Consider the following 20,482-nt stretch of genomic DNA (forward strand, 5'->3'; position numbering starts at 1 on the left):
CCCCGGCCCGGCACACCTGGCACGATGTGGGGGTGACCGAACCCGTGACCACGCCGCCCCCCGTCGAACCGCCGCCGCCCGGCCGGCCGGCCGCACCCGGCGTCACCGCCGGGGACGTCCGCGACGGGGCCGCCGTCACCCTCGCCGTGGGCGCGTCCGGGGCGCTCCTCGGGCTGCTGTGGTCATGGCTGGCGCCACGGGCCGAGTACGTGTCCAACGGGCAGTCCGTCTTCCTGCGCAACACCGAGAGCGAGGCCCGGATAGGGGCCGACGGCATGTTCCTGCTGCTCTCGGTCGGGCTGGGCGTGCTTGCTGCCGTCCTCCTGTTCCTGTGGCGCCGGCGCGGCGGCGTCCCCCAGGTGATCGGGCTCGGCATCGGTTCCTGCTTCGCCGCCGTGCTGGCATGGCGTACGGGCGAGTGGCTGGGCGGTTCCGGCGACGTGGCCGCCGCCGCGGTCGCCGCGGGCAAGGGCGTGCCGTTCGACGCGCCCCTGGAGCTCCTCGCCCACGGGGCGCTGCTGGCCCTGCCGATGAGCGCGCTCCTCGTCCACCTCGGCCTGACGGCCCTGTGGACCCCGCACGACCCGGAACCCGGCCCCGGTCCGGACGGAGCCGCCCTGCCGGGCCCCGCCGCCGTCTACCCGCCGCCGCACGTCCACGCCGACCCGGCCCCCCAGCAGCCACCGCGGCCCTGACGGCCGACGGGACGGCCGTACGGGGCGTCAGGCGCGGGCGATCGGGGCCAGCACGGCCGCCGTCAACGCGGCCAGTGTCCCGGGCGCCAGTTCGACCTCCAGCCCGCGCCGGCCGGCCGACACGCAGATGGTGGGGTGCGCCCGGGCGGAGGAGTCCACGACGGTCCGCAGCCGCTTGCGCTGCCCCAGGGGGGAGATGCCGCCCAGCACGTAGCCGGTGGTGCGCTCGGCCAGCGACGGATCCGCCATCACCGCCTTCTTCGCGCCGACGGCGGAGGCCAGGGCCTTCAGGTCCAGGCTGCCGGAGACCGGGACCACCGCCACCGTGAGGACCCCGTCCGTGTCCGTGACCAGCGTCTTGAAGACCTGGTCCGGGCTCACCCCCATGGCCTCCGCCGCTTCCTGCCCGTACGACGGGTGCGCGGGGTCGTGCTCGTAGGAGTGCGTGGTGAAGTCCGCTCCGGCCGCGGTGAGCGCGACGATCGCCGGGGTGGCCGCGGACGCGGCCTTCTTCTTCGCCATCAGGCAGGGCTCCCGATCGGTTCGGTGGTCAGTTCGGGCTGGTCGGTATCCGGGTCAGGTCCACGGCGGGCAGCGACGGCAGGTGCCGGATCAGGGCCGTCTCCGCGCGCAGCAGCTTCAGCTCCTCCGCCAGCCGCGTCGCCGTGTCCGGGGCCTGCAGCAGCCGCTGCTTGGCCGGGGTGTCCAGGACCGCGGCCGCCGCCACCAGGTACGACACCACCGAAGGCTCGTCAGGCAGCTCCGCCGCCGAGGCCAAGGACCGCTCCCGGGCCCCGGCCAGCCGCTTCTGGTACGTCCGGAACGCCCGCAGCACCCCCTCCGCCAGCGCGCCCGCGCCCTCGCCCGCCTCCTCCGGGAGCTCCTCCAGCTCCGCGACGAGGAACGCGCCCGAGGCGTCCACCGACAGCAGGCGCACCCGCGTCGTACCCGTCGCCAGGACCTCGAAGCTGCCGTCCTGCCGTTCCCGGATCGTGGCCGCGTCCGCGATGCACCCCACCCGGTGGAACGCCTGCAGCGGGTCCGGGCCGAAGCCCGCGGTCGGGCCGCGCTCGGGCAGGGCCGTCTGGTCCGGCAGGCCGGGGGCGGTCGGCGCGACCTCCCGGCCGTCGCGGATCGCGACGACCGCGAAGCGGCGCGGCTCGTCGTCGCCCGTCTTCAGCAGCTCCCGCATCATGGCGCGATAACGCTCCTCGAAGACGTTCAGCGGCAGCACGAGTCCGGGGAAAAGCACCGAGTTCAGCGGGAAGAGGGGCAGGCGAACGGTGGTCACGAGGCACAGGGTAGTGGCCGCGGGGCGGGCCCTGTCACCTCGGTTCTTCGTGGTCCGTCAGCCACGGCGCAGCAGCCGCGAGGCCCCCGCCGCCACCGTCGTCGCCAGGATCCAGCCCAGCAGGACCAGCACCGCCGAGCCCCACTGCCAGTAGCCCTTCATCATCCAATGGCCCTGCTGGCCGAGGTCGATGACCGGAAGCAGCAGGTCCAGGGCGTACAGCAGCGGATTCCACTCGGGGTGCTCGTCCGGCTTGATGGCCGCCGGCGTGAGCTGCGCGAACAGCAGCGCACCCGCCGCCCACAGCAGCACCATCCACAGCGCGGCCCGCCCCGGCCGGTACCCGTAGGCCACCGTCCAGTCCTGCAGGTACCCCCACGCCTTGGCCGCCGGTGGCAGCGTCGCCCGCCGCCGGCGCTGCTTGGCCAGCAGCACCTCGCGGGCGTCGGCGTCCTCCCCGCTGGCCCGCAGGACGGAGGCCAGCCGCTCGTACGGCTCCGGTGAGAACTCCGGGGTGGCGGTCGCCACCCACTCCAGCCGGCGCACCAGCGGGAAGTGGCCGCGGGGCGCGAGGTTCTCGTACACGAAGCCCTCGATCGACGTCCCGCCCGGGCCGGGCCAGCTGGTGGAGGCGTCCACCAGCTTGACCACCTTCGCCCCGGACAGCACCACCCGGCCCCGCTCCGGCCGCTCGCCGACGAACCGCAGCTCCGGGGTCTGGATCCGGCGCAGCGACACCTCCTGCTCCTCGGCCAGGGCGAACCGGGCCCCGTACAGGTCGACCGCGTCGCCGAAGCGGCCGTCGTCCAGGCGCAGCCCGCCCCGGCACTCGAAGCGCCGGGCCCGCTGCCCGCGCACCGGCGTCTGGCCCAGCCCGTACGGGGGAGTGGAGGAACCGGAGTCGCCGGGCGCACGGCCCAGCGCGATCGAGGTCAGGTACAGGGTCCGCTCCACGGTCAGCTGCGGCGCGTTCAGCGCCCGCCGCCCGTGCTGGTTGTGCAGCCGGGCCCCGCGCAGGTGCATCGACCCGCCGACCTTCGCACCGCGCAGGCTCACCTCCCCGTACGTCTCCAGCAGATCGCCCTGGAAGTCCTGCGCCACCGACAGGCCGTCCGCGGCGACGGCCCGGCCCCGACCGTCCCGCTGCACCACGGCCTGGCTGATCAGCAGGTCCGTGCCGATCTGTGCGTCGGTCAGCCGTATCCCGCGCGCCACCCTGCAGCGCGGCAGGTGCAGGTCGCCCTCGGTGTGCAGGCGGGAGGCGTCCAGCCGGGGGACCGCGCAGTTCACCAGCCGCAGCGTGCCGAACCGGGTCTCGGACAGCTGGACCTCGCTGTCGAACCGGCAGGACTGGAGTTCGACGTACGGCTCCACGGTGCCGCCCGACAGGTCCAGGCGGCCGGTGATCCGCACCCCGCGCAGCTTCAGCGACGCCACCCGGCCCGGCACCGGCGGCGGCCCGTGGAGCAGCAGCAGCGACACCACACCGGCGCGGACGCTGCGCCCCGCGTCCCAGACCCGGTCGCCGTGCGGATCGTCCAGCTCCGCGGCCCGCGCGCTCAGGTCGCACACGCTGCCCGTGCGGAACGCCCGCCACATCAGGCGCTCGGCATCGCCGAGGTCCGCCGGTTCCTCGTCCGCGCTCGGCGCCTCGGCCATGCGGTCCCCCTCCGCCGTACATCCGTGTAGCAGGAACGTTAAGGGGAGGAGGTGACGGCCGGGGCGTGTATCAGCCAGTGATACGGGCGGACGGCCGTGGGAGCCGGTCTGAGAGAATTGGGAGGTGATCTCTCGTATCGATCTGCGCGGCAACGCCCTCCCCGAGGGCGCGGCCCTGCGCGACCTGCTTCCCCGTGCCGAGTTCGACGTGGAAGCCGCACTGGAGAAGGTGCGGCCCATCTGCGAGGACGTCCATCATCGTGGCACCGCGGCGCTGATCGAGTACGCGCAGAAGTTCGACGGAGTTCAGCTGGAACAGGTCAGGGTGCCCGCCGAGGCCCTCGCCGAGGCCCTCGACGAACTCGACCCGGCCGTCCGCGCCGCCCTGGAGGAGTCGATCCGCCGCGCCCGGACGGTGCACCGCGAGCAGCGCCGCACCGAGCACACCACCCAGGTGGTCCCCGGCGGAACCGTGACCGAGAAGTGGGTGCCGGTCGAGCGCGTGGGCCTGTACGCGCCCGGCGGCCGCTCGGTGTACCCGTCCTCCGTGGTCATGAACGTCGTGCCGGCCCAGGAGGCGGGCGTCGAGTCCATCGCGCTGGCCTCTCCGCCGCAGGCGCCACGCTTTGAAGGGGACACAGCCGGTGGCCTGCCGCACCCGACGATCCTCGCCGCCTGCGCCCTGCTCGGCGTGGACGAGGTGTACGCGGTGGGCGGCGCCGTCGCCGTCGCGATGTTCGCGTACGGAACCGAGGACTGCCTGCCCGTCAACATGGTCACCGGCCCCGGCAACATCTGGGTCGCCGCCGCCAAGCGCTACTTCACCGGGAAGATCGGCATCGACACCGAGGCCGGCCCGACCGAGATCGCCGTCCTCGCGGACTCCACCGCCGACCCGGTGCACGTCGCCGCCGACCTGATCAGCCAGGCAGAGCACGACCCGCTGGCCGCCGCCGTCCTCGTCACCGATTCCGAGGACCTCGCGGCGGCCGTGGAGAAGGAGCTCGAACCGCAGGTCGCGGCCACCAAGCACGTCGAGGACCGGATCCGCCCGGCGCTCGCCGGCAAGCAGTCCGCGATCGTGCTGGTCGACTCCCTGGAGGACGGCCTGAAGGTCGTCGACGCGTACGGCGCCGAGCACCTGGAGATCCAGACCGCCGACGCCGCGGCCCTGGCCGCCCGCGTCCGCAACGCCGGCGCGATCTTCGTCGGCCCCTGGGCCCCGGTATCCCTCGGCGACTACTGCGCGGGGTCGAACCACGTCCTGCCCACCGGTGGCTGCGCCTGCCACTCCTCCGGACTGTCCGTGCAGTCCTTCCTGCGCGGCATCCACATCGTCGACTACACGCGCGACGCGCTCGCCGAGGTCACCCACCACGTGGTGACGCTGGCCGAGGCCGAGGACCTGCCCGCGCACGGCGCCGCCCTGAAGGCGCGCTTCGGGTGGAAGGTCCCGGGCCAGTGAGCACGTATGACGACACCGACAGGACCATCGGGATCGACGACCTCCCGATCCGCGACGAGTTGCGCGGCAAGAGCCCGTACGGCGCCCCGCAGCTCGACGTGCCCGTCCAGCTGAACACCAACGAGAACCCGTACGAGCTCCCCGAGGAGCTGGTGCGGCGGATCGCCGAGCGCGTCGCCGACGCGGCCCGCACCCTCAACCGCTACCCCGACCGGGACGCCGTCGAGCTGCGGACCGCGCTGGCCGCCTACCTCACCCGCACGGGCAAGCACCCGGTCGCCCGGGAGAACGTCTGGGCCGCCAACGGCTCCAACGAGGTCATCCAGCAGCTGCTGCAGACCTTCGGCGGGCCCGGCCGCACCGCGATCGGCTTCGAGCCCTCGTACTCGATGCACGCCCTGATCGCCCGCGGCACCGGCACCGGCTGGATCTCCGGCCCGCGGCGCGAGGACTTCACGATCGACGTGGCGGCCGCCGAGCAGGCCATCACCGAGAACGCACCCGACGTCGTCTTCATCACCTCGCCCAACAACCCCACGGGCACCGCCGTCGAGGCCGCGACCGTCCTCGCCCTCTACGAGGCCGCCCAGGCGGCCAAGCCCTCCTTGGTGATCGTGGACGAGGCGTACGTCGAGTTCAGCCACCGGGACTCCCTGCTGCCCCTGATCGAGGGTCGCCCGAACCTGGTGGTCTCCCGGACCATGTCCAAGGCGTTCGGCGCCGCCGGACTGCGCCTGGGCTACCTCGCCGCACACCCGGCCGTCGTCGACGCCGTCCAGCTGGTGCGCCTGCCGTACCACCTGTCGGCCGTCACCCAGGCGACCGCCCTCGCGGCCCTGGAGCACACCGACACCCTGCTCGGCTACGTCGAGCAGCTCAAGGCCGAGCGGGACCGCCTGGTCGCCGAACTCCGGGCGATCGGCTACGAGGTCACCGAGTCCGACGCGAACTTCATCCAGTTCGGGACGTTCGAGGACTCCCACACCGCCTGGCAGCAGATCCTCGACCGGGGCGTCCTGGTCCGGGACAACGGCGTACCGGGATGGCTGCGGGTCACCGCGGGCACCCCGGCCGAGAACGACGCGTTCCTGGAAGCGGTTCGCGCACTGAAGAAGGAGCAGCACGCATGAGCCGCATCGGACGGGTCGAACGGACCACGAAGGAGACCTCCGTCCTCGTCGAGATAAACCTCGACGGCACCGGACAGGTCGACGTCTCCACCGGCGTCGGCTTCTACGACCACATGCTCGACCAGCTCGGCCGCCACGGCATGTTCGACCTCACCGTCAAGACCGACGGCGACCTGCACATCGACAGCCACCACACCATCGAGGACACGGCCCTCGCCCTCGGCGCCGCCTTCAAGCAGGCCCTCGGCGACAAGGTCGGCATCTACCGGTTCGGCAACTGCACCGTCCCGCTGGACGAGTCCCTCGCCCAGGTGACCGTGGACCTGTCGGGCCGCCCCTACCTCGTGCACACCGAGCCCGAGAACATGGCCCCCATGATCGGCAGCTACGACACGACGATGACCCGGCACATCCTGGAGTCCTTCGTCGCCCAGGCGCAGATCGCCCTGCACGTCCACGTCCCGTACGGCCGCAACGCCCACCACATCGTGGAGTGCCAGTTCAAGGCGCTGGCCCGGGCCCTGCGCTACGCCGCGGAGCTCGACCCGCGCGCCGCCGCGGCGGGCATCCTGCCCTCGACGAAGGGCGCCCTCTAGCCGTGAACGGCCTCAGCACCGTCCTCATCGTCGTCGGCCTGTTCCTGGCCGGCGGCGTCTACTCCTTCCAGAAGCAGCAGATGCCCAAGTCGGTCGTCCTGCTGCTCGCCATCGGCTCCGCGATGTGTCTCGCCGCCGGAGTCCTGCGGATCCAAGGAATTTGGGAATGAGCGCATCCCGCCCCACCAAGACGGTCGTCGTCCTCGACTACGGCTTCGGAAACGTACGCTCCGCCGAGCGCGCCCTCGCGCGCGTCGGCGCGGACGTCGAGATCACCCGCGACTACGACAAGGCCATGGACGCCGACGGCCTCCTCGTGCCCGGCGTCGGCGCCTTCTCCGCCTGCATGCAGGGCCTGAAGTCCGTCCGCGGCGACTGGATCATCGGCCGCCGCCTCTCCGGCGGTCGCCCGGTCATGGGCATCTGCGTCGGCATGCAGATCCTCTTCGAGCGCGGCATCGAGCACGGAGTGGAGACCGAGGGACTCGACGAGTGGCCCGGCACCGTCGGCCCGCTCAAGGCACCCGTCGTCCCGCACATGGGCTGGAACACCGTGGACGCCCCCGCCGACAGCCAGGCCTTCGCCGGCCTGGACGCCGAGGCCCGGTTCTACTTCGTGCACTCGTACGCGGCGCACGACTGGAGCCTGGAGGTCACCAACCCGGCGATCCGCGCCCCCAAGGTCACCTGGGCCACCCACGGCGAGCGCTTCGTCGCGGCGGTGGAGAACGGGGCCCTGTGGGCCACCCAGTTCCACCCCGAGAAGTCCGGCGACGCCGGAGCCCAGCTCCTCACCAACTGGATCGAGACCCTGTGATGACCGAGCCCGCAGCGAAGCAGCTGGAACTCCTCCCCGCGGTCGACGTCCGCGACGGCCAGGCCGTCCGTCTCGTCCACGGCGTGTCCGGCAGCGAGACCTCCTACGGCTCCCCGCTGGAGGCGGCCCTCGCCTGGCAGCGCGCCGGCGCCGAATGGCTGCACCTCGTCGACCTGGACGCCGCCTTCGGCACCGGCGACAACCGGGCCCTGGTCGCCGAGATCACCCGCGCCATGGACATCAAGGTCGAGCTCTCCGGCGGCATCCGCGACGACGCCACCTTGGAGGCGGCCCTCGCCACCGGCTGCACCCGCGTCAACCTCGGCACCGCCGCCCTGGAGACCCCCGAGTGGGCCGCCAAGGCCATCGCCGAGTACGGCGACCGGATCGCGATCGGCCTCGACGTCCGCGGCACCACCCTCAAGGGCCGAGGCTGGACCAGCGACGGCGGCGACCTGTACGAGACCCTCGCCCGCCTGGACTCCGAGGGCTGCGCCCGCTACGTCGTCACCGACATCGGCCGCGACGGCACCCTCACCGGCCCCAACCTCGAACTCCTGCGCAACGTCTGCGCGGCCACCGACCGGCCCGTCGTGGCCTCCGGCGGCATTTCCTCGCTGGACGACCTGCGGGCGCTCGCCGGGCTGGTGCCGCAGGGCGTCGAGGGCGCCATCGTCGGCAAGGCCCTGTACGCGAAGGCCTTCACCCTCCAGGAGGCGCTGCAGGCGGTGGCCGGCGCATGAGCGGAGCCGACGAAATCCGCCGGTACTCCTCCGGCGGGCCCTGGGAGGACGCCGTGGGCTACTCCCGCGCCGTCGAACTGCCCAACGGGCTGGTGCTCGTGTCCGGCTGCGCCTCCGTCGTCGACGGCAAGGTCGTCGCCGGGGGACCGTACGAGCAGGCGATCAACGCCTTCCGGGTCGCCGTCGACGCGCTCGAACAGGCGGGCCTGGGCGTCGAGCACGTCGTCCGCACCCGCATGTACCTGACCCACGCGCGGGACGTGGACGAGGTCGGCCGGGCCCACAAGGAGCTCTTCGGCGACGTCCGCCCCGCCGCATCCATGATCATCGTGTCCGGCTTCGTCGACCCCAGCCTGGTCGTCGAGGTCGAGGTCGAAGCCTTCCGAGGGGAGTCCTCCTGATGTCACTCGCCGTACGGGTGATCCCCTGCCTGGACGTGGACAACGGCCGCGTCGTCAAGGGCGTCAACTTCCAGAACCTGCGCGACGCCGGCGATCCCGTCGAGATGGCCAGGCTGTACGACGCCGAGGGCGCCGACGAGCTGACCTTCCTCGACATCACCGCGTCGTCCGGGGACCGCGAGACCACCTACGACGTGGTGCGGCGCACCGCCGAGCAGGTCTTCATCCCGCTGACCGTGGGCGGCGGCGTCCGCACCGCGGACGACGTGGACAAGCTGCTGCGCGCGGGCGCGGACAAGGTCGGCGTCAACACCGCCGCCATCGCCCGGCCCGAGCTGATCCAGGAGATCGCCGAACGCTTCGGCCGGCAGGTCCTCGTCCTGTCCGTCGACGCCCGGCGCACCGCGTCCGGCTCATTCGAGGTCACCACGCACGGCGGCCGCCGGGGCACCGGCCTCGACGCCGTCGAGTGGGCCCACCGGGCAGCCGAACTGGGCGCCGGCGAGATCCTGCTGAACTCCATGGACGCCGACGGCACCAAGGACGGCTACGACACCGAGATGATCGCCGCCGTCCGCAAGCACGTCACCGTCCCGGTGATCGCCTCGGGCGGCGCCGGCAGGCTGGAGCACTTCCCGCCCGCCGTCGACGCCGGAGCCGACGCGGTCCTCGCCGCCTCGGTCTTCCACTTCGGCGACCTCCGCATCGGCCAGGTCAAGGACACTCTGCGGGCCGCCGGCCACCCCGTGCGGTAGTTCGACACGTCCCTCGGTAGTGCAGTCGGTAGCGGTCGCGGTACTGGCGGCCGTAGGCTGACTGCATGCCTGGAATCACGATCGACTTCACCGAAGAGGAATTGGCCGAACTGCGTGCCGAGGCGAAGGAGCAAGGCGTCGCGATCAAGCGGCTGGCGCACGACATACTGACGGAGGATGTCGTGCGTCGGCGGCAGCGGCAGAAATTCATCGAAGGAGCGAGCGCGAAGTTCGCCGCCCTCGCCCCGGAGTTCGTGGAAGCCTTCCCGGAAGGCGACCGGTGAACCTCCGCATCGACGCAGGCTGGATCTTGGGCGTCCAGTACAGCCACGTCCCGTCCGATCCCGCACTACGGGACTGGGGGGCGCTCCACGCGGCCGTCGAGCGGCACGCATTCGAACGCTTCGCGGGCGAGCCGTATTACGAGGAGGCGCCGACCCGGGCAGCAGCACTACTGGAGACCATCGTGCGCCTCAGGCCGTTCGAGGACTACAACGGCGTCATCGGTGCGATGTGCGCCTGGGAGTACATGGAGCTGTCCGGGGTTCCCATCGCTCCGCCACCGGGCGCCCTGGTGCAATTGGTGCGGGACGTCCGCACCGAAAAGGCCACCTTGCAGGCAGCTGCCCGGCTCCTGCGTGACTGGGCAGCGTGACGTGTCCACCGAGCGGCAGTCGGCCGATTCTGCGATCACACGGACAGTGGCCGACCGGGCCGCCGAGGAAGCGGCCAGGCTCGACTGCGACGACCGCGCGGGAGCACTCCGCTGGATGCACGAGTACGCGGGGATCTTCCTGGATTTCGAGGTGCTGGCCGACCGCGAACGGTCCGGCTCGTGATCCTTCAGATGCCGAGCCGGGCGGTGGTCAGCTGGGCCACCGCCTCCTTCGGGCCGTCCAGTTCGACCGTGGCCTCGGACTGGCGGCCGAAGCAGAACAGGGTCAGCTCGCCCGGCTCGCCCGTCACCGTCACCACCGGGGTGCCCTTGTGCGCGACGGCCGTCTGACCGTTCGGCCGGCGCAGCACCAGCCCCACCGGCGAGCGGCGGCCCGTCAGCCGTGCCAGCTTCTCCAGCCGGGACCACAGCGCGTCCGAGAAGACCGGGTCCAGCTCGCGCGGCGCCCAGTCGGGCTGCGCCCGCCGGACGTCCTCGGCGTGCACGAAGAACTCCACCGCGTTCGCCGCCTCGTCGATCTGCTTCAGCGCGTACGGGGACAGTTTCGGGGGGCCGGTCCGGATCAGCTGGATCAGCTCCTCGTACGGCTTGGCCGTGTACTCGGCCATCGCCTTGTCCAGCCGGTCCTTCAGCACGTTCAGCAGCAGACCGCCCGCCGCGTCCGGGCGGCGCTCCCGTACCACCACGTGCGCCGCGAGGTCCCGGGTCAGCCAGCCCTCGCACAGCGTGGGCGCCGTCGGCCCCGCCGCCTCCAAAAGGTCCGCCAGCAGCAGGCGTTCACGCTTGGCATGCATCGACATGCGGGCAAGCCTACGGCCGGAACCGCGTCATCCGCCTTCCCACCTGGCGGACGGTGATCCGTAACCGTCCGCCCGGCGCGGCACAATGGCCCGCATGAGTACCTCCTCCCTCGACCCCGCCATCGCCGCCCGGCTCAAGCGCTCCGCCGACGGCCTGGTCCCGGCCATCGCCCAGCAGTACGACACCGGTGAGGTGCTCATGCTCGGCTGGATGGACGACGAGGCGCTGCACCGCACCCTGACCACCGGCCGCTGCACCTACTGGTCGCGCAGCCGGCAGGAGTACTGGGTCAAGGGGGACACGTCCGGCCACGTCCAGCACGTGAAGTCCGTCGCCCTCGACTGCGATGCCGACACCGTGCTCGTCAAGGTCGACCAGGTCGGCGCCGCCTGTCACACCGGCGCCCGCACGTGCTTCGACGCCGATGTCCTTCCGCTGGCCGCCGACCAGGCAGACAGGTGACCCCTCCCATGGATCTCGAACAGTTCCGCAAGCTCGCCTCCGACCGCCGGGTCATCCCCGTCAGCCGCAAGCTGCTGGCCGACGGCGACACCCCCGTCGGTCTCTACCGCAAGCTCGCCGCCGAACGCCCGGGCACCTTCCTGCTGGAGTCCGCCGAGAACGGCCGTTCCTGGTCGCGCTACTCCTTCGTCGGCGTCCGCAGCGACGCCACCCTCACCGTCCGCGACGGCGAGGCCCACTGGATCGGCACCCCGCCCGTCGGCGTCCCCACCGACGGCGACCCGCTGGAGGCCCTGCGCGCCACCGTCCAGGCCCTGCACACCCCCCGAGACCTGGCCGCCGGGATGCCGCCCTTCACCGGCGGCATGGTCGGCTACCTCGGCTACGACATCGTGCGCCGCCTGGAGCGCATCGGCGACCACGGCGCCGACGACCTGGAGCTGCCCGAGCTCACCATGCTGCTCACCTCCGACCTGGCGGTCCTCGACCACTGGGACGGCACCGTCCAGCTCATCGCCAACGCGATCAACCACAACGACCTCGACACGGGCGTGGACGAGGCGTACGCCGACGCCGTCGCCCGCCTCGACGCCATGGAGGCCGACCTCGCCCGGCCCGCCCCCTACACCCCCGCCCCGCTGCCCGCCTCCGAGCTGCCCGAGTTCGCCGCCCTGTGGGGCGGCGAGAAGTACCGGGCCGCCGTCGAGGACGTCAAGGAGCGGATCCGGGCCGGCGAGGCCTTCCAGGTGGTGCCCTCGCAGCGGTTCGAGACCCCCTGCCACGCCTCCGCGCTGGACGTCTACCGGATCCTGCGGGCCACCAACCCGTCCCCGTACATGTACCTCTTCCGCTTCGAGAACGGCTTCGACGTCGTCGGCTCCAGCCCCGAAGCCCTGGTCAAGGTCGAGGACGGGCGGGCCATGGTGCACCCCATCGCGGGCACCCGCCACCGCGGCGCCACCCCGCAGGAGGACCAGGCCCTCGCCGAGGAGCTGCTCGCCGACCCCAAGGAGCGGGCCGAGCACCTGATGCTCGTCGACCTGGGCCGCAACGACCTCGGTCGGGTGTGCGAGCCGGGCTCGGTCGAGGTCGTCGACTTCATGAGCATCGAGCGGTACTCGCACGTCATGCACATCGTTTCCACGGTCACCGGGCGCGTCGCCGATGGCAAGACCGCCTTCGACGTGCTCACCGCCTGCTTCCCCGCCGGCACCCTGTCCGGCGCGCCCAAGCCGCGCGCCATGCAGATCATCGAGGAGCTGGAGCCCTCGCGCCGCGGCCTGTACGGCGGCTGCGTCGGCTACCTCGACTTCGCCGGTGACTCCGACACGGCCATCGCCATCCGCACCGCCCTGCTGCGCGACGGCACCGCGTACGTGCAGGCCGGCGCGGGCGTGGTCGCCGACTCGGTGCCGGAGCTGGAGGACGACGAGTGCCGCAACAAGGCCTCCGCAGTGCTGCGCGCGGTGGCTGCGGCGAACCGCCTCCACGGCTCTTGAGGCCGTAGGGGATAGTGGGTACGTGAGTGCCGTACCCCCACCCCGAAACGACACCGGCTCCCCTGAGGACCCCGAGGGCCCTGCGGGCGCGCCGGAGACCGCCGCGGCCCCCGGGAGCCGCGGAGGCCGCCGTAGCGTGGCCGCCGCCCTGCTGCTCGGTGCGCTCGGCGCCACCGTCGTCCTGCTCGGCTCCGGCCGGGTGTGGGCCCGGGGCACCGCCGCCGTCGGGGGCGGCTCGCTCCCGGTGACCGCCGACGGGCAGGCCGTCACCGGTCTGCCGGCGGCCCTGGCCATCGTGGGCCTCGCCGCCCTGGTCGCGGTGTTCGCCGTACGCGGCGCGGGCCGGCTGCTGGTGTCCGCCCTGCTGGCGCTGAGCGGCTTCGGCGCGGCCCTCGCCGCGGTCCTGGCCGCCGACGACCAGCAGGCGCTCGACGCACAGGCCGCCAAGGCCACCGCGGACACAGCGGCGCAGGTCGGCGCGCTGGCGCACACCGTCTGGCCGTACGTCACCGCAGCCGGCGGCGTCCTGATCCTGGCCGCCGGACTGCTGGCCCTGCGCCACGGCCGGGACTGGCCCGCGATGGGCGGCCGGTACGAGCGCGACGGCGGCGCCCGCACCCGCAAGCCCGCGGCGGTCGACCCGGACCGGCCCGAGGACCTGTGGAAGGCCCTGGACCGCGGCGAGGACCCCACCCGCTGACCACCCCCCGCACCCGGTGCGGGACAATGAGCACCGAGCGTGCCAGACAGCACGTGCGACAGAGCAAAACGAGGAGCAACTCATGGCGGGCAGCAACCACGGACACACCCCGGCCGCCTGGACCGGTGTCATCATCGCCTTCATCGGTTTCTGCGTCTCCGGCGCCTTCATGGTGCTGGCCAACCCGCTCGGGTTCTGGGCGGGCATGGTCGTCGTCGCGCTGGGCGGTGTCGTGGGCATGGCCATGCGGGCTGCGGGTATGGGTGCTCCGAAGCCCGCCCACGACGACCTCGCCAAGGTCATCGCCGCCTCCAAGGCCTGAGTCCCGCAGCGGACACGCGAAGGCGCGGCCCGGTCGGGCTGCGCCTTTTGCCATGACCGAGGAGAATCAGCGCGTGGACGCCTTCCGCACCACCCCCGGGCCCGGTCCCGGTTCCAGCCTCGGTCCCGGCCCCGGCCCCGGTCCTGATCCCGGCTCCGGCCCTCGTCGTGATCCCGGCCCCGGTTCCGGCCCCTGGCCCGGGCCGCCCGCGCCCGCCGTGCCCGCCTCCCGGGTCCGCCGGCTGGCCGCCCCGGCGCTCTGGCTGTGCTCGGCCACCGCGGCATTTGCGTACGTAGGCGCCGTGGATCCCAATGAACCCGGCCACTATCCGGTCTGCCCGCTTTTCCGTCTCACCGGAATCCTGTGTCCCGGATGTGGCGGACTGCGCAGCGCCCATGCGTTCGCCCACGGCGATCTGATCACTGCTTTCGGTGCGAATGCCCTCGCCGTGATCGGCTACTTCGTCTTCGCCGGCGTCATGACCGGATGGCTCGTCCGGGCCTGGCGCGGCGCTCCCACCCCGCGTTTTGCCCTGCCGGCGCCGTATTGGTGGGTCCTCGGCGGGGTGGCGCTCGTCTTCTCCGTCGTCCGGAACCTGCCGTTCGGTTCCGCACTGGCCCCCTGATGCCTATATGAAGCCGAGATTCCGAATGTCCAGGTAATGGGACGCCGTCAACCGCGTGCGGAGAGCAACGCCCGGGGCGGATACCATTTGATTGCTGACCTTGCAGTCGTACGTGTCTGCAAGGCGGCCGACCGTCATCGACCCGGAAGGGGGCCGCTCGCGTGAGTGTGCTCGACGAGATCATCGAAGGGGTCCGCGAAGACCTTGCCGAACGGCAGGCCCGCGTGAGCCTCGACGAGCTCAAGGAGCGTGCCGCCAAGGCGCCCCAGGCCAAGGACGGCGTCGCAGCCCTGCGCGGCGACGGCGTCAAGGTGATCTGTGAGGTCAAGCGCTCCAGCCCCTCCAAGGGCGCGCTGGCCGCGATCGCCGACCCTGCCGGACTCGCCGCCGACTACGAGGCGGGCGGTGCGGCGGTCATTTCCGTCCTCACCGAGCAGCGCCGGTTCGGCGGCTCGCTGGCCGACCTGGAGGCCGTCCGCGCACGCGTGGACATCCCGATCCTCCGCAAGGACTTCATCGTCACGGCGTACCAGCTGTGGGAGGCCCGCGCCTACGGCGCCGACCTCGTCCTGCTGATCGTCGCGGCCCTGGAGCAGGAGGCCCTCGTCTCCCTCATCGAGCGGGCCGAGTCCATCGGCCTCACCCCGCTCGTCGAGGTGCACGACGAAGAGGAGATCGAGCGCGCGGTCGCCGCCGGCGCGAAGATCATCGGTGTGAACGCCCGCAACCTCAAGGACCTCACCGTCGACCGCTCCACCTTCGAGCGCGTCGTCGGCGAGATCCCCGCCCACATCGTCAAGGTCGCCGAGTCCGGCATCCGTGGCCCGCACGACCTGATCGCCTACGCCAACGAGGGCGCGGACGCCGTCCTCGTCGGCGAGTCCCTGGTGACCGGACGCGACCCGAAGGCGGCCGTGGCCGACCTCGTCGCCGCCGGCGCCCACCCCGCCCTGCGCCACGGCCGGAGCTGACCCGCCCCATGCCCGCCCCCCGCCCCTCCGTCCGCACCCGCCCGGGCCACGGCCCGGCCGCCGGCGTGCAGACGGCCCACGCGCCCCTGGCGCGCGGCTGCCGTCCCCGCGGCTGCCGCGCCCCGGCCCGGCGCGTCCACGGGCGGCGGGTGCGGTACGTGATCGGCTCCGAACCCGGCCAGGTCAACGGCATGCGATGGCGTCGCGGAGGCGCGCTGTAGCGGAACCGTCCCGCCCGGCAGGCACCCTGCCGCGGGCCCCTTCCGCACGGCCCCAGCCCCGTACCGGCCGGCCGATCAGGCCGCCCCGGGGCGCGGGCCCCCGCACCGTGCACACCCCCACCCCACCACGGAGTGTGGTGTGCGTGTCACGGACGGGCGGCGCACTACGGTGACCACCACCCGCCGCACCACGCATCCCGTAGGAGTGACTGGCCATGTCCAGCGCCAGCGAGTTCTTCATCCCGGACCCGGAGGGTCACGTCCCCAACGCCGAGGGCTACTTCGGCGACTTCGGCGGCAAGTTCATCCCGGAGGCGCTCGTCGCCGCCGTGGACGAGGTGGCCGTCGAGTACCAGAAGGCCAAGGACGACCCCGCCTTCGCGGCCGAGCTGAACGACCTCATGGTCAACTACACCGGCCGCCCCAGCGCCCTGACCGAGGTGCCGCGCTTCGCCGAGCACGCCGGCGGCGCCCGGATCTTCCTCAAGCGCGAGGACCTCAACCACACCGGCTCGCACAAGATCAACAACGTGCTGGGCCAGGCACTGCTCACCAAGCGCATGGGCAAGACCCGCGTCATCGCCGAGACCGGCGCCGGCCAGCACGGCGTGGCCACCGCCACCGCCTGCGCCCTCTTCGGCCTCGACTGCACCATCTACATGGGCGAGGTCGACACCCAGCGCCAGGCCCTCAACGTGGCCCGCATGCGCATGCTCGGCGCCGAGGTCATCGCCGTGAAGTCCGGCTCGCGCACCCTCAAGGACGCCATCAACGAGGCCTTCCGCGACTGGGTCGCCAACGTGGACCGCACCCACTACCTCTTCGGCACCGTCGCCGGCCCGCACCCCTTCCCCGCCATGGTCCGCGACTTCCACCGCGTCATCGGCGTCGAGGCCCGCAGGCAGATCCTGGAGCGCACCGGCAGGCTGCCCGACGCCGTCGCCGCCTGCGTCGGCGGCGGCTCCAACGCCATCGGCCTCTTCCACGCCTTCATCCCCGACACCGACGTCCGCCTGGTCGGCTTCGAGCCCGCCGGACACGGCGTCGAGACCGGCGAGCACGCGGCCACCCTCACCGCCGGCGAGCCCGGCATCCTGCACGGCTCCCGCTCCTACGTCCTCCAGGACGAGGAGGGGCAGATCACCGAGCCGTACTCCATCTCGGCCGGCCTGGACTACCCGGGAATCGGCCCGGAGCACTCCTTCCTCAAGGACACCGGCCGCGGCGAGTACCGGGCCGTCACCGACGACGCCGCGATGCGGGCCCTGCGCCTGCTCTCGCGCACCGAAGGCATCATCCCGGCCATCGAGTCGGCGCACGCCCTCGCCGGAGCCCTCGACCTCGGCCGCGAACTGGGCGAGGAGGGCCTGCTCGTGGTCAACCTGTCCGGCCGCGGGGACAAGGACATGGACACCGCCGCCCGCTACTTCGGGCTGTACGACGACGCCGAGGGGGAGTCGAAGTGAGCAACGCCAGCGAGAAGACCGGGCGGACCGGGCGCATCCAGCTGCTGAGCGACACCCTCGCCAAGGCGAAGGCGGAGGACCGCGCCGCCCTCGTCGCCTACCTCCCGGCGGGCTTCCCGACCGTCGACGGCGGCATCGCGGCCGTCAAGGCCGTCATCGAGGGCGGCGCCGACATCGTCGAGGTCGGCCTCCCGCACAGCGACCCCGTCCTCGACGGCGCGGTCATCCAGACCGCCGACGACATCGCCCTGCGCGGCGGCGTGAAGATCGCCGACGTCCTGCGCACCGTGCGCGAGGCGCACCAGGCGACCGGGGCCCCGGTGCTGGTGATGACGTACTGGAACCCGATCGACCGGTACGGCGTGGAGCGGTTCGCCGCCGAGCTCGCCGAGGCGGGCGGCGCCGGCTGCATCCTGCCGGACCTGCCGGTCCAGGAGTCCGCCCTGTGGCGCGAGCACGCCGACAAGCAGGGTCTGGCCACCGTCTTCGTCGTCGCCCCCAGCAGCAAGGACGAGCGGCTGGCGACCATCACGGCCGCCGGTTCCGGTTTCGTCTACGCCGCCTCCCTGATGGGCGTCACCGGCACCCGCGAGTCGGTCGGCCACGAGGCCCAGGAACTGGTCCGCCGCACGCGCGCCAAGACCGAGCTCCCGGTGTGCGTGGGCCTCGGCGTCTCCAACGCCGCCCAGGCCAAGGAGGTCGCCGGCTTCGCCGACGGGGTGATCGTCGGCTCGGCGTTCGTGAAGCTGCTGCTGGACGCCCCGGACCTGCCGGCCGGGCTGGAGTCCGTACGGGCGCTGGCGGGCGAACTTGCGGAAGGCGTACGCAGGAGCTGACCCGGGCGCGGGCCCGTCGGGGTTCTGTAGCCCGATCGGGTGGATCTGGGAGCAGGGAGGCACGGGAGTGCCTCCCTGCTTCGTTTGGCCGACCGTGAGCGAGAAGAACGACGGTGCGAACCGCCAAGCGAAACGATCGGCCCGGGAGCGGCTCCAGGAGGAGCGCGAGCGGGAGAGGAAGAAGGACAAGCGCCGGCGGACGCTCGTCGTGGCGACGGCGATCGTCGGCGTACTGGGCCTGGCGGCCGTCGTCGGCCTGATCGCGGCCAATGCCGGCAAGGGCGACAAGGACACGGCGGGCCCGGTGACCGCCCCGTCCGGGGCAGCCGGCAAGGACGCCCTCGCCGTCCCGACCGGCAGCAGCGAGGCCAAGTCCACGCTGACCGTGTGGGAGGACTTCCGCTGCCCCGCCTGCAAGTCCTTCGAGGTCAACTACAAGGACACGATCCACGAGCTGGAGGCCAAGGGCCTGCTCAAGGGCGAGTACCACCTGGTCACCCTGATCGACGGGAACATGGGCGGCAGCGGCTCCCTCAAGGCCGCCAACGCCGCCGCGTGCGCGCAGGACGTCGGGAAGTTCACCGAGTACCACGACGTGCTGTTCCAGAACCAGCCGGAGGAGACCGACGACGCCTACGGCAGCAACGCCAAGCTGATCGAGCTGGCCGGCAAGGTCGAGGGGCTGGACACCCCCGCCTTCCGCGAGTGCGTCGAGAAGGGGACGCACAACAGCTGGGTGGCCAAATCGCACGAGGCGTTCCGGGCCGGGAACTTCCGCGGCACCCCGACCATCCTGCTGAACGGCAAGGACATCTTCGCCGACCAGGCCAACCCGCTCACCCCGCAGAAGCTGAAGGAGCAGGTCGAGGCCACGGCGAAGGGCACCGCCACCACCGGCGGCGGGAAGGCGTCGGCGTCGCCGTCGGTGCCGACCTCCGGATCCTCCGCCTCCGGGTCCTCCGCCTCCGCTTCCGCCTCGCCGGGGTCGCGGGCGAAGGGCTCCGGCAGCAGCGGCTCGCGGACGGGCGCCTCCCCCGCGGCGGCGACGGGGACGGCTGGTCAGGGGTGACGCACGGCCCGATGGAACGAGACGCTCCGGTCCGGGAGCGCCGTGCACGCCAGGTGTCGATTTGATGGCAGCTTGCCGGGCGGGTTGCGGTCCGCACCGCCCGGCAAGGTAGCGTCGGTCCTGCCATGGAACTTGCCTACATCCCCAGTCCGTCGACCGGCGTGGTCCACCTCGGACCGATCCCGCTGCGCGGCTACGCGTTCTGCATCATCATCGGTGTCTTCGTCGCCGTCTGGCTCGGCAACAAGCGCTGGATCGCACGCGGCGGAAAGCCGGGCACGGTCGCGGACATCGCCGTGTGGGCGGTCCCGTTCGGCCTGGTCGGCGGCCGCCTGTACCACGTGATCACCGACTACCAGCTGTACTTCGGCGAGGGCCGCAACTGGGTCGACGCCTTCAAGATCTGGGAGGGCGGCCTCGGCATCTGGGGCGCGATCGCGCTGGGCGCGCTCGGCGCCTGGATCGGCTGCCGCCTGCGCGGCATCCCGCTGCCGGCCTGGGCCGACGCCCTGGCCCCCGGCATCGCCCTGGCCCAGGCCATCGGCCGCTGGGGCAACTGGTTCAACCAGGAGCTCTACGGGCGCGCCACCGACCTCCCGTGGGCGGTGAAGATCAGCGACGGTGCCAACCGGGTCGCCGGCACCTACCACCCGACCTTCCTGTACGAGTCGCTGTGGTGCCTCGGCGTCGCCGGGCTCGTGCTGTGGGCCGACAAGCGGTTCAAGCTCGGCCACGGACGGGCCTTCGCCCTGTACGTCGCCGCGTACTGCGTGGGACGCAGCTGGATCGAGTACATGCGGGTCGACGAGGCCCACCACATCCTCGGCGTCCGGCTGAACGTGTGGACCTCGATCATCGTCTTCCTGCTGGCCGTGACCTACTTCGTGCTCTCCGCGAAGCTGCGTCCGGGCCGCGAGACGGTCGTCGAGCCCGAGCGAGGCCCCTCCGGGGACGCCGCGGCGAAGGCCGGGGCCGCGAACGCCGGGGAAGCGAAGACCCCCGGGGCGAAGACCGCGCAGGCCACGGGCACGGACCCGAAGGCGGCCGCCGAGAAGGCTGCGGACCCGAAGGCCGCCGGGGCCGAGGCCGGCGCCGCCGAGCCCGCCGAGGCGGCGGCTCCGGCCGCGAACGCCGGGGACGCCCAGCCCGGGGCCAAGAAGCTCTGACCCGGTCCGGCCAAGCCGTCGGGTAGCACACCGCCGAGAGGGGGGGGGGGCCGCGCCGGGGGGGGCCCCCCCCCCGGTGGGGGGGGGGGGGGGGGGCCGCGCCCCCCCCAGGAGGA

Annotated in this window: 26 protein-coding genes and 1 pseudogene; 23 read left to right on the forward strand and 4 right to left on the reverse strand. The window is 72.7% G+C overall.

Annotation, left to right across the window (positions count from 1 at the left end):
* The first annotated feature begins 32 nt into the window (after positions 1-32).
* On the forward strand, positions 33-695 hold the full coding sequence (locus tag ACFV7Q_RS20870; RefSeq protein WP_385430390.1) for a hypothetical protein: 663 nt from the start codon (positions 33-35) through the stop codon (positions 693-695).
* 27 nt (positions 696-722) lie between these two features.
* Here the strand turns inward: ACFV7Q_RS20870 and ybaK are convergent, their stop codons facing one another.
* The 3 genes from ybaK to ACFV7Q_RS20885 are packed head-to-tail and all read right to left on the reverse strand — an operon-like array spanning position 723 to position 3,645.
* Positions 723-1,217 carry a Cys-tRNA(Pro) deacylase gene (ybaK, locus tag ACFV7Q_RS20875; protein ID WP_385430392.1) on the reverse strand — a complete coding sequence of 165 codons (495 nt, stop codon included), beginning with the start codon at positions 1,215-1,217 and terminating at the stop codon, positions 723-725.
* Positions 1,218-1,245: 28 nt separating this feature from the next.
* Complete coding sequence (locus tag ACFV7Q_RS20880) at positions 1,246-1,986, reverse strand: LON peptidase substrate-binding domain-containing protein (RefSeq protein ID WP_385430394.1); 741 nt, start codon at positions 1,984-1,986, stop codon at positions 1,246-1,248.
* 57 nt (positions 1,987-2,043) lie between these two features.
* On the reverse strand, positions 2,044-3,645 hold the full coding sequence (locus ACFV7Q_RS20885) for an oxidoreductase (RefSeq protein WP_385430396.1): 1,602 nt from the start codon (positions 3,643-3,645) through the stop codon (positions 2,044-2,046).
* A gap of 124 nt (positions 3,646-3,769) precedes the next feature.
* On the opposite strand from ACFV7Q_RS20885, the gene hisD reads away from it, so the two are divergent.
* The 11 genes from hisD to ACFV7Q_RS20940 all read left to right on the forward strand — a co-directional run bounded on the left by hisD (position 3,770) and on the right by ACFV7Q_RS20940 (position 10,391).
* Positions 3,770-5,110 carry a histidinol dehydrogenase gene (gene hisD, locus ACFV7Q_RS20890; RefSeq protein WP_385430398.1) on the forward strand — a complete coding sequence of 447 codons (1,341 nt, stop codon included), beginning with the start codon at positions 3,770-3,772 and terminating at the stop codon, positions 5,108-5,110.
* Complete coding sequence (locus tag ACFV7Q_RS20895; RefSeq protein WP_385430400.1) at positions 5,107-6,240, forward strand: histidinol-phosphate transaminase; 1,134 nt, start codon at positions 5,107-5,109, stop codon at positions 6,238-6,240. The genes hisD and ACFV7Q_RS20895 overlap by 4 nt, the downstream gene beginning before the upstream one ends.
* Positions 6,237-6,836 (forward strand): imidazoleglycerol-phosphate dehydratase HisB, encoded by a 600-nt coding sequence (gene hisB, locus ACFV7Q_RS20900; RefSeq protein ID WP_385430402.1) that lies wholly within the window; start codon positions 6,237-6,239, stop codon positions 6,834-6,836. Before ACFV7Q_RS20895 ends, hisB begins: the two co-directional genes overlap by 4 nt.
* A 2-nt stretch (positions 6,837-6,838) precedes the next feature.
* A complete protein-coding gene (locus ACFV7Q_RS20905) occupies positions 6,839-7,006 on the forward strand; it encodes a hypothetical protein (RefSeq protein WP_385430404.1) in 168 nt (55 codons plus the stop codon).
* Positions 7,003-7,653 (forward strand): imidazole glycerol phosphate synthase subunit HisH, encoded by a 651-nt coding sequence (gene hisH, locus ACFV7Q_RS20910; RefSeq protein WP_385430406.1) that lies wholly within the window; start codon positions 7,003-7,005, stop codon positions 7,651-7,653. The genes ACFV7Q_RS20905 and hisH overlap by 4 nt, the downstream gene beginning before the upstream one ends.
* The gene (gene priA / locus ACFV7Q_RS20915; RefSeq protein WP_385430408.1) at positions 7,653-8,396 is read left to right on the forward strand and encodes a bifunctional 1-(5-phosphoribosyl)-5-((5-phosphoribosylamino)methylideneamino)imidazole-4-carboxamide isomerase/phosphoribosylanthranilate isomerase PriA; all 744 of its coding nucleotides are present in this window, start codon (positions 7,653-7,655) and stop codon (positions 8,394-8,396) included. The genes hisH and priA overlap by 1 nt, the downstream gene beginning before the upstream one ends.
* A complete protein-coding gene (locus tag ACFV7Q_RS20920; protein ID WP_385430410.1) occupies positions 8,393-8,797 on the forward strand; it encodes a RidA family protein in 405 nt (134 codons plus the stop codon). The genes priA and ACFV7Q_RS20920 overlap by 4 nt, the downstream gene beginning before the upstream one ends.
* Positions 8,797-9,552 (forward strand): imidazole glycerol phosphate synthase subunit HisF, encoded by a 756-nt coding sequence (gene hisF, locus ACFV7Q_RS20925; protein WP_385430412.1) that lies wholly within the window; start codon positions 8,797-8,799, stop codon positions 9,550-9,552. Before ACFV7Q_RS20920 ends, hisF begins: the two co-directional genes overlap by 1 nt.
* A 65-nt stretch (positions 9,553-9,617) precedes the next feature.
* Positions 9,618-9,836 carry a hypothetical protein gene (locus ACFV7Q_RS20930; RefSeq protein WP_385430414.1) on the forward strand — a complete coding sequence of 73 codons (219 nt, stop codon included), beginning with the start codon at positions 9,618-9,620 and terminating at the stop codon, positions 9,834-9,836.
* Complete coding sequence (locus ACFV7Q_RS20935) at positions 9,833-10,207, forward strand: hypothetical protein (protein WP_385430416.1); 375 nt, start codon at positions 9,833-9,835, stop codon at positions 10,205-10,207. The genes ACFV7Q_RS20930 and ACFV7Q_RS20935 overlap by 4 nt, the downstream gene beginning before the upstream one ends.
* A 1-nt stretch (position 10,208) precedes the next feature.
* The gene (locus ACFV7Q_RS20940; protein ID WP_385430418.1) at positions 10,209-10,391 is read left to right on the forward strand and encodes a DUF2191 domain-containing protein; all 183 of its coding nucleotides are present in this window, start codon (positions 10,209-10,211) and stop codon (positions 10,389-10,391) included.
* Between the two features lie 4 nt (positions 10,392-10,395).
* On the opposite strand, the gene ACFV7Q_RS20945 is transcribed toward ACFV7Q_RS20940, so the two are convergent.
* The gene (locus tag ACFV7Q_RS20945) at positions 10,396-11,028 is read right to left on the reverse strand and encodes a TIGR03085 family metal-binding protein (protein WP_385430420.1); all 633 of its coding nucleotides are present in this window, start codon (positions 11,026-11,028) and stop codon (positions 10,396-10,398) included.
* An 85-nt stretch (positions 11,029-11,113) separates the two neighbouring features.
* Between ACFV7Q_RS20945 and hisI the strand changes: the two genes are divergently transcribed.
* From hisI to lgt, 11 genes and pseudogenes are all read left to right on the forward strand, one after another.
* Entirely contained in the window at positions 11,114-11,491 is a 378-nt protein-coding gene (gene hisI / locus ACFV7Q_RS20950; RefSeq protein ID WP_360635151.1) for a phosphoribosyl-AMP cyclohydrolase, read from the forward strand.
* 8 nt (positions 11,492-11,499) lie between these two features.
* Complete coding sequence (locus ACFV7Q_RS20955; RefSeq protein ID WP_385430423.1) at positions 11,500-12,990, forward strand: anthranilate synthase component I; 1,491 nt, start codon at positions 11,500-11,502, stop codon at positions 12,988-12,990.
* Positions 12,991-13,012: 22 nt separating this feature from the next.
* Entirely contained in the window at positions 13,013-13,690 is a 678-nt protein-coding gene (locus ACFV7Q_RS20960; protein WP_385430425.1) for a TIGR02234 family membrane protein, read from the forward strand.
* Positions 13,691-13,772: 82 nt separating this feature from the next.
* The gene (locus tag ACFV7Q_RS20965) at positions 13,773-14,012 is read left to right on the forward strand and encodes an HGxxPAAW family protein (protein WP_385430427.1); all 240 of its coding nucleotides are present in this window, start codon (positions 13,773-13,775) and stop codon (positions 14,010-14,012) included.
* Between the two features lie 301 nt (positions 14,013-14,313).
* The gene (locus tag ACFV7Q_RS20970) at positions 14,314-14,637 is read left to right on the forward strand and encodes a DUF2752 domain-containing protein (protein ID WP_385430429.1); all 324 of its coding nucleotides are present in this window, start codon (positions 14,314-14,316) and stop codon (positions 14,635-14,637) included.
* A 161-nt stretch (positions 14,638-14,798) separates the two neighbouring features.
* Positions 14,799-15,608, forward strand: a complete 810-nt coding sequence (gene trpC, locus ACFV7Q_RS20975; RefSeq protein ID WP_361088113.1) for an indole-3-glycerol phosphate synthase TrpC — start codon at positions 14,799-14,801, stop codon at positions 15,606-15,608.
* Positions 15,609-15,616: 8 nt separating this feature from the next.
* On the forward strand, positions 15,617-15,829 hold the full coding sequence (gene trpM / locus ACFV7Q_RS20980; protein ID WP_385430432.1) for a tryptophan biosynthesis modulator TrpM: 213 nt from the start codon (positions 15,617-15,619) through the stop codon (positions 15,827-15,829).
* A gap of 215 nt (positions 15,830-16,044) precedes the next feature.
* Complete coding sequence (gene trpB / locus ACFV7Q_RS20985; protein ID WP_385430434.1) at positions 16,045-17,295, forward strand: tryptophan synthase subunit beta; 1,251 nt, start codon at positions 16,045-16,047, stop codon at positions 17,293-17,295.
* On the forward strand, positions 17,292-18,131 hold the full coding sequence (trpA, locus tag ACFV7Q_RS20990) for a tryptophan synthase subunit alpha (protein WP_385430436.1): 840 nt from the start codon (positions 17,292-17,294) through the stop codon (positions 18,129-18,131). The genes trpB and trpA overlap by 4 nt, the downstream gene beginning before the upstream one ends.
* 94 nt (positions 18,132-18,225) lie before the next feature.
* On the forward strand, positions 18,226-19,200 hold the full coding sequence (locus ACFV7Q_RS20995) for a DsbA family protein (RefSeq protein WP_385430438.1): 975 nt from the start codon (positions 18,226-18,228) through the stop codon (positions 19,198-19,200).
* Positions 19,201-19,325: 125 nt separating this feature from the next.
* A pseudogene (lgt, locus tag ACFV7Q_RS21000) lies at positions 19,326-20,132 on the forward strand (prolipoprotein diacylglyceryl transferase); the annotation flags it as partial.
* Positions 20,133-20,482: the final 350 nt, after the last annotated feature.

It is taken from the genome of Streptomyces sp. NPDC059851 (assembly GCF_042732005.1).
Lineage (GTDB): Bacteria > Actinomycetota > Actinomycetes > Streptomycetales > Streptomycetaceae > Streptomyces.

Excerpts from the sequence above, each read along its gene's own strand:
- ybaK (WP_385430392.1), bottom strand. The coding sequence starts at position 1,217 with ATGGCGAAGAAGAAGGCCGCGTCCGCGGCCACCCCGGCGATCGTCGCG.
- ACFV7Q_RS20885 (WP_385430396.1), bottom strand. The coding sequence starts at position 3,645 with ATGGCCGAGGCGCCGAGCGCGGACGAGGAACCGGCGGACCTCGGCGAT.
- hisB (WP_385430402.1), top strand. The coding sequence starts at position 6,237 with ATGAGCCGCATCGGACGGGTCGAACGGACCACGAAGGAGACCTCCGTC.
- hisH (WP_385430406.1), top strand. The coding sequence starts at position 7,003 with ATGAGCGCATCCCGCCCCACCAAGACGGTCGTCGTCCTCGACTACGGC.
- priA (WP_385430408.1), top strand. The coding sequence starts at position 7,653 with ATGACCGAGCCCGCAGCGAAGCAGCTGGAACTCCTCCCCGCGGTCGAC.
- ACFV7Q_RS20920 (WP_385430410.1), top strand. The coding sequence starts at position 8,393 with ATGAGCGGAGCCGACGAAATCCGCCGGTACTCCTCCGGCGGGCCCTGG.
- hisF (WP_385430412.1), top strand. The coding sequence starts at position 8,797 with ATGTCACTCGCCGTACGGGTGATCCCCTGCCTGGACGTGGACAACGGC.
- ACFV7Q_RS20930 (WP_385430414.1), top strand. The coding sequence starts at position 9,618 with ATGCCTGGAATCACGATCGACTTCACCGAAGAGGAATTGGCCGAACTG.
- ACFV7Q_RS20945 (WP_385430420.1), bottom strand. The coding sequence starts at position 11,028 with ATGTCGATGCATGCCAAGCGTGAACGCCTGCTGCTGGCGGACCTTTTG.
- hisI (WP_360635151.1), top strand. The coding sequence starts at position 11,114 with ATGGCCCGCATGAGTACCTCCTCCCTCGACCCCGCCATCGCCGCCCGG.
- ACFV7Q_RS20955 (WP_385430423.1), top strand. The coding sequence starts at position 11,500 with ATGGATCTCGAACAGTTCCGCAAGCTCGCCTCCGACCGCCGGGTCATC.
- ACFV7Q_RS20965 (WP_385430427.1), top strand. The coding sequence starts at position 13,773 with ATGGCGGGCAGCAACCACGGACACACCCCGGCCGCCTGGACCGGTGTC.
- trpM (WP_385430432.1), top strand. The coding sequence starts at position 15,617 with ATGCCCGCCCCCCGCCCCTCCGTCCGCACCCGCCCGGGCCACGGCCCG.
- trpB (WP_385430434.1), top strand. The coding sequence starts at position 16,045 with ATGTCCAGCGCCAGCGAGTTCTTCATCCCGGACCCGGAGGGTCACGTC.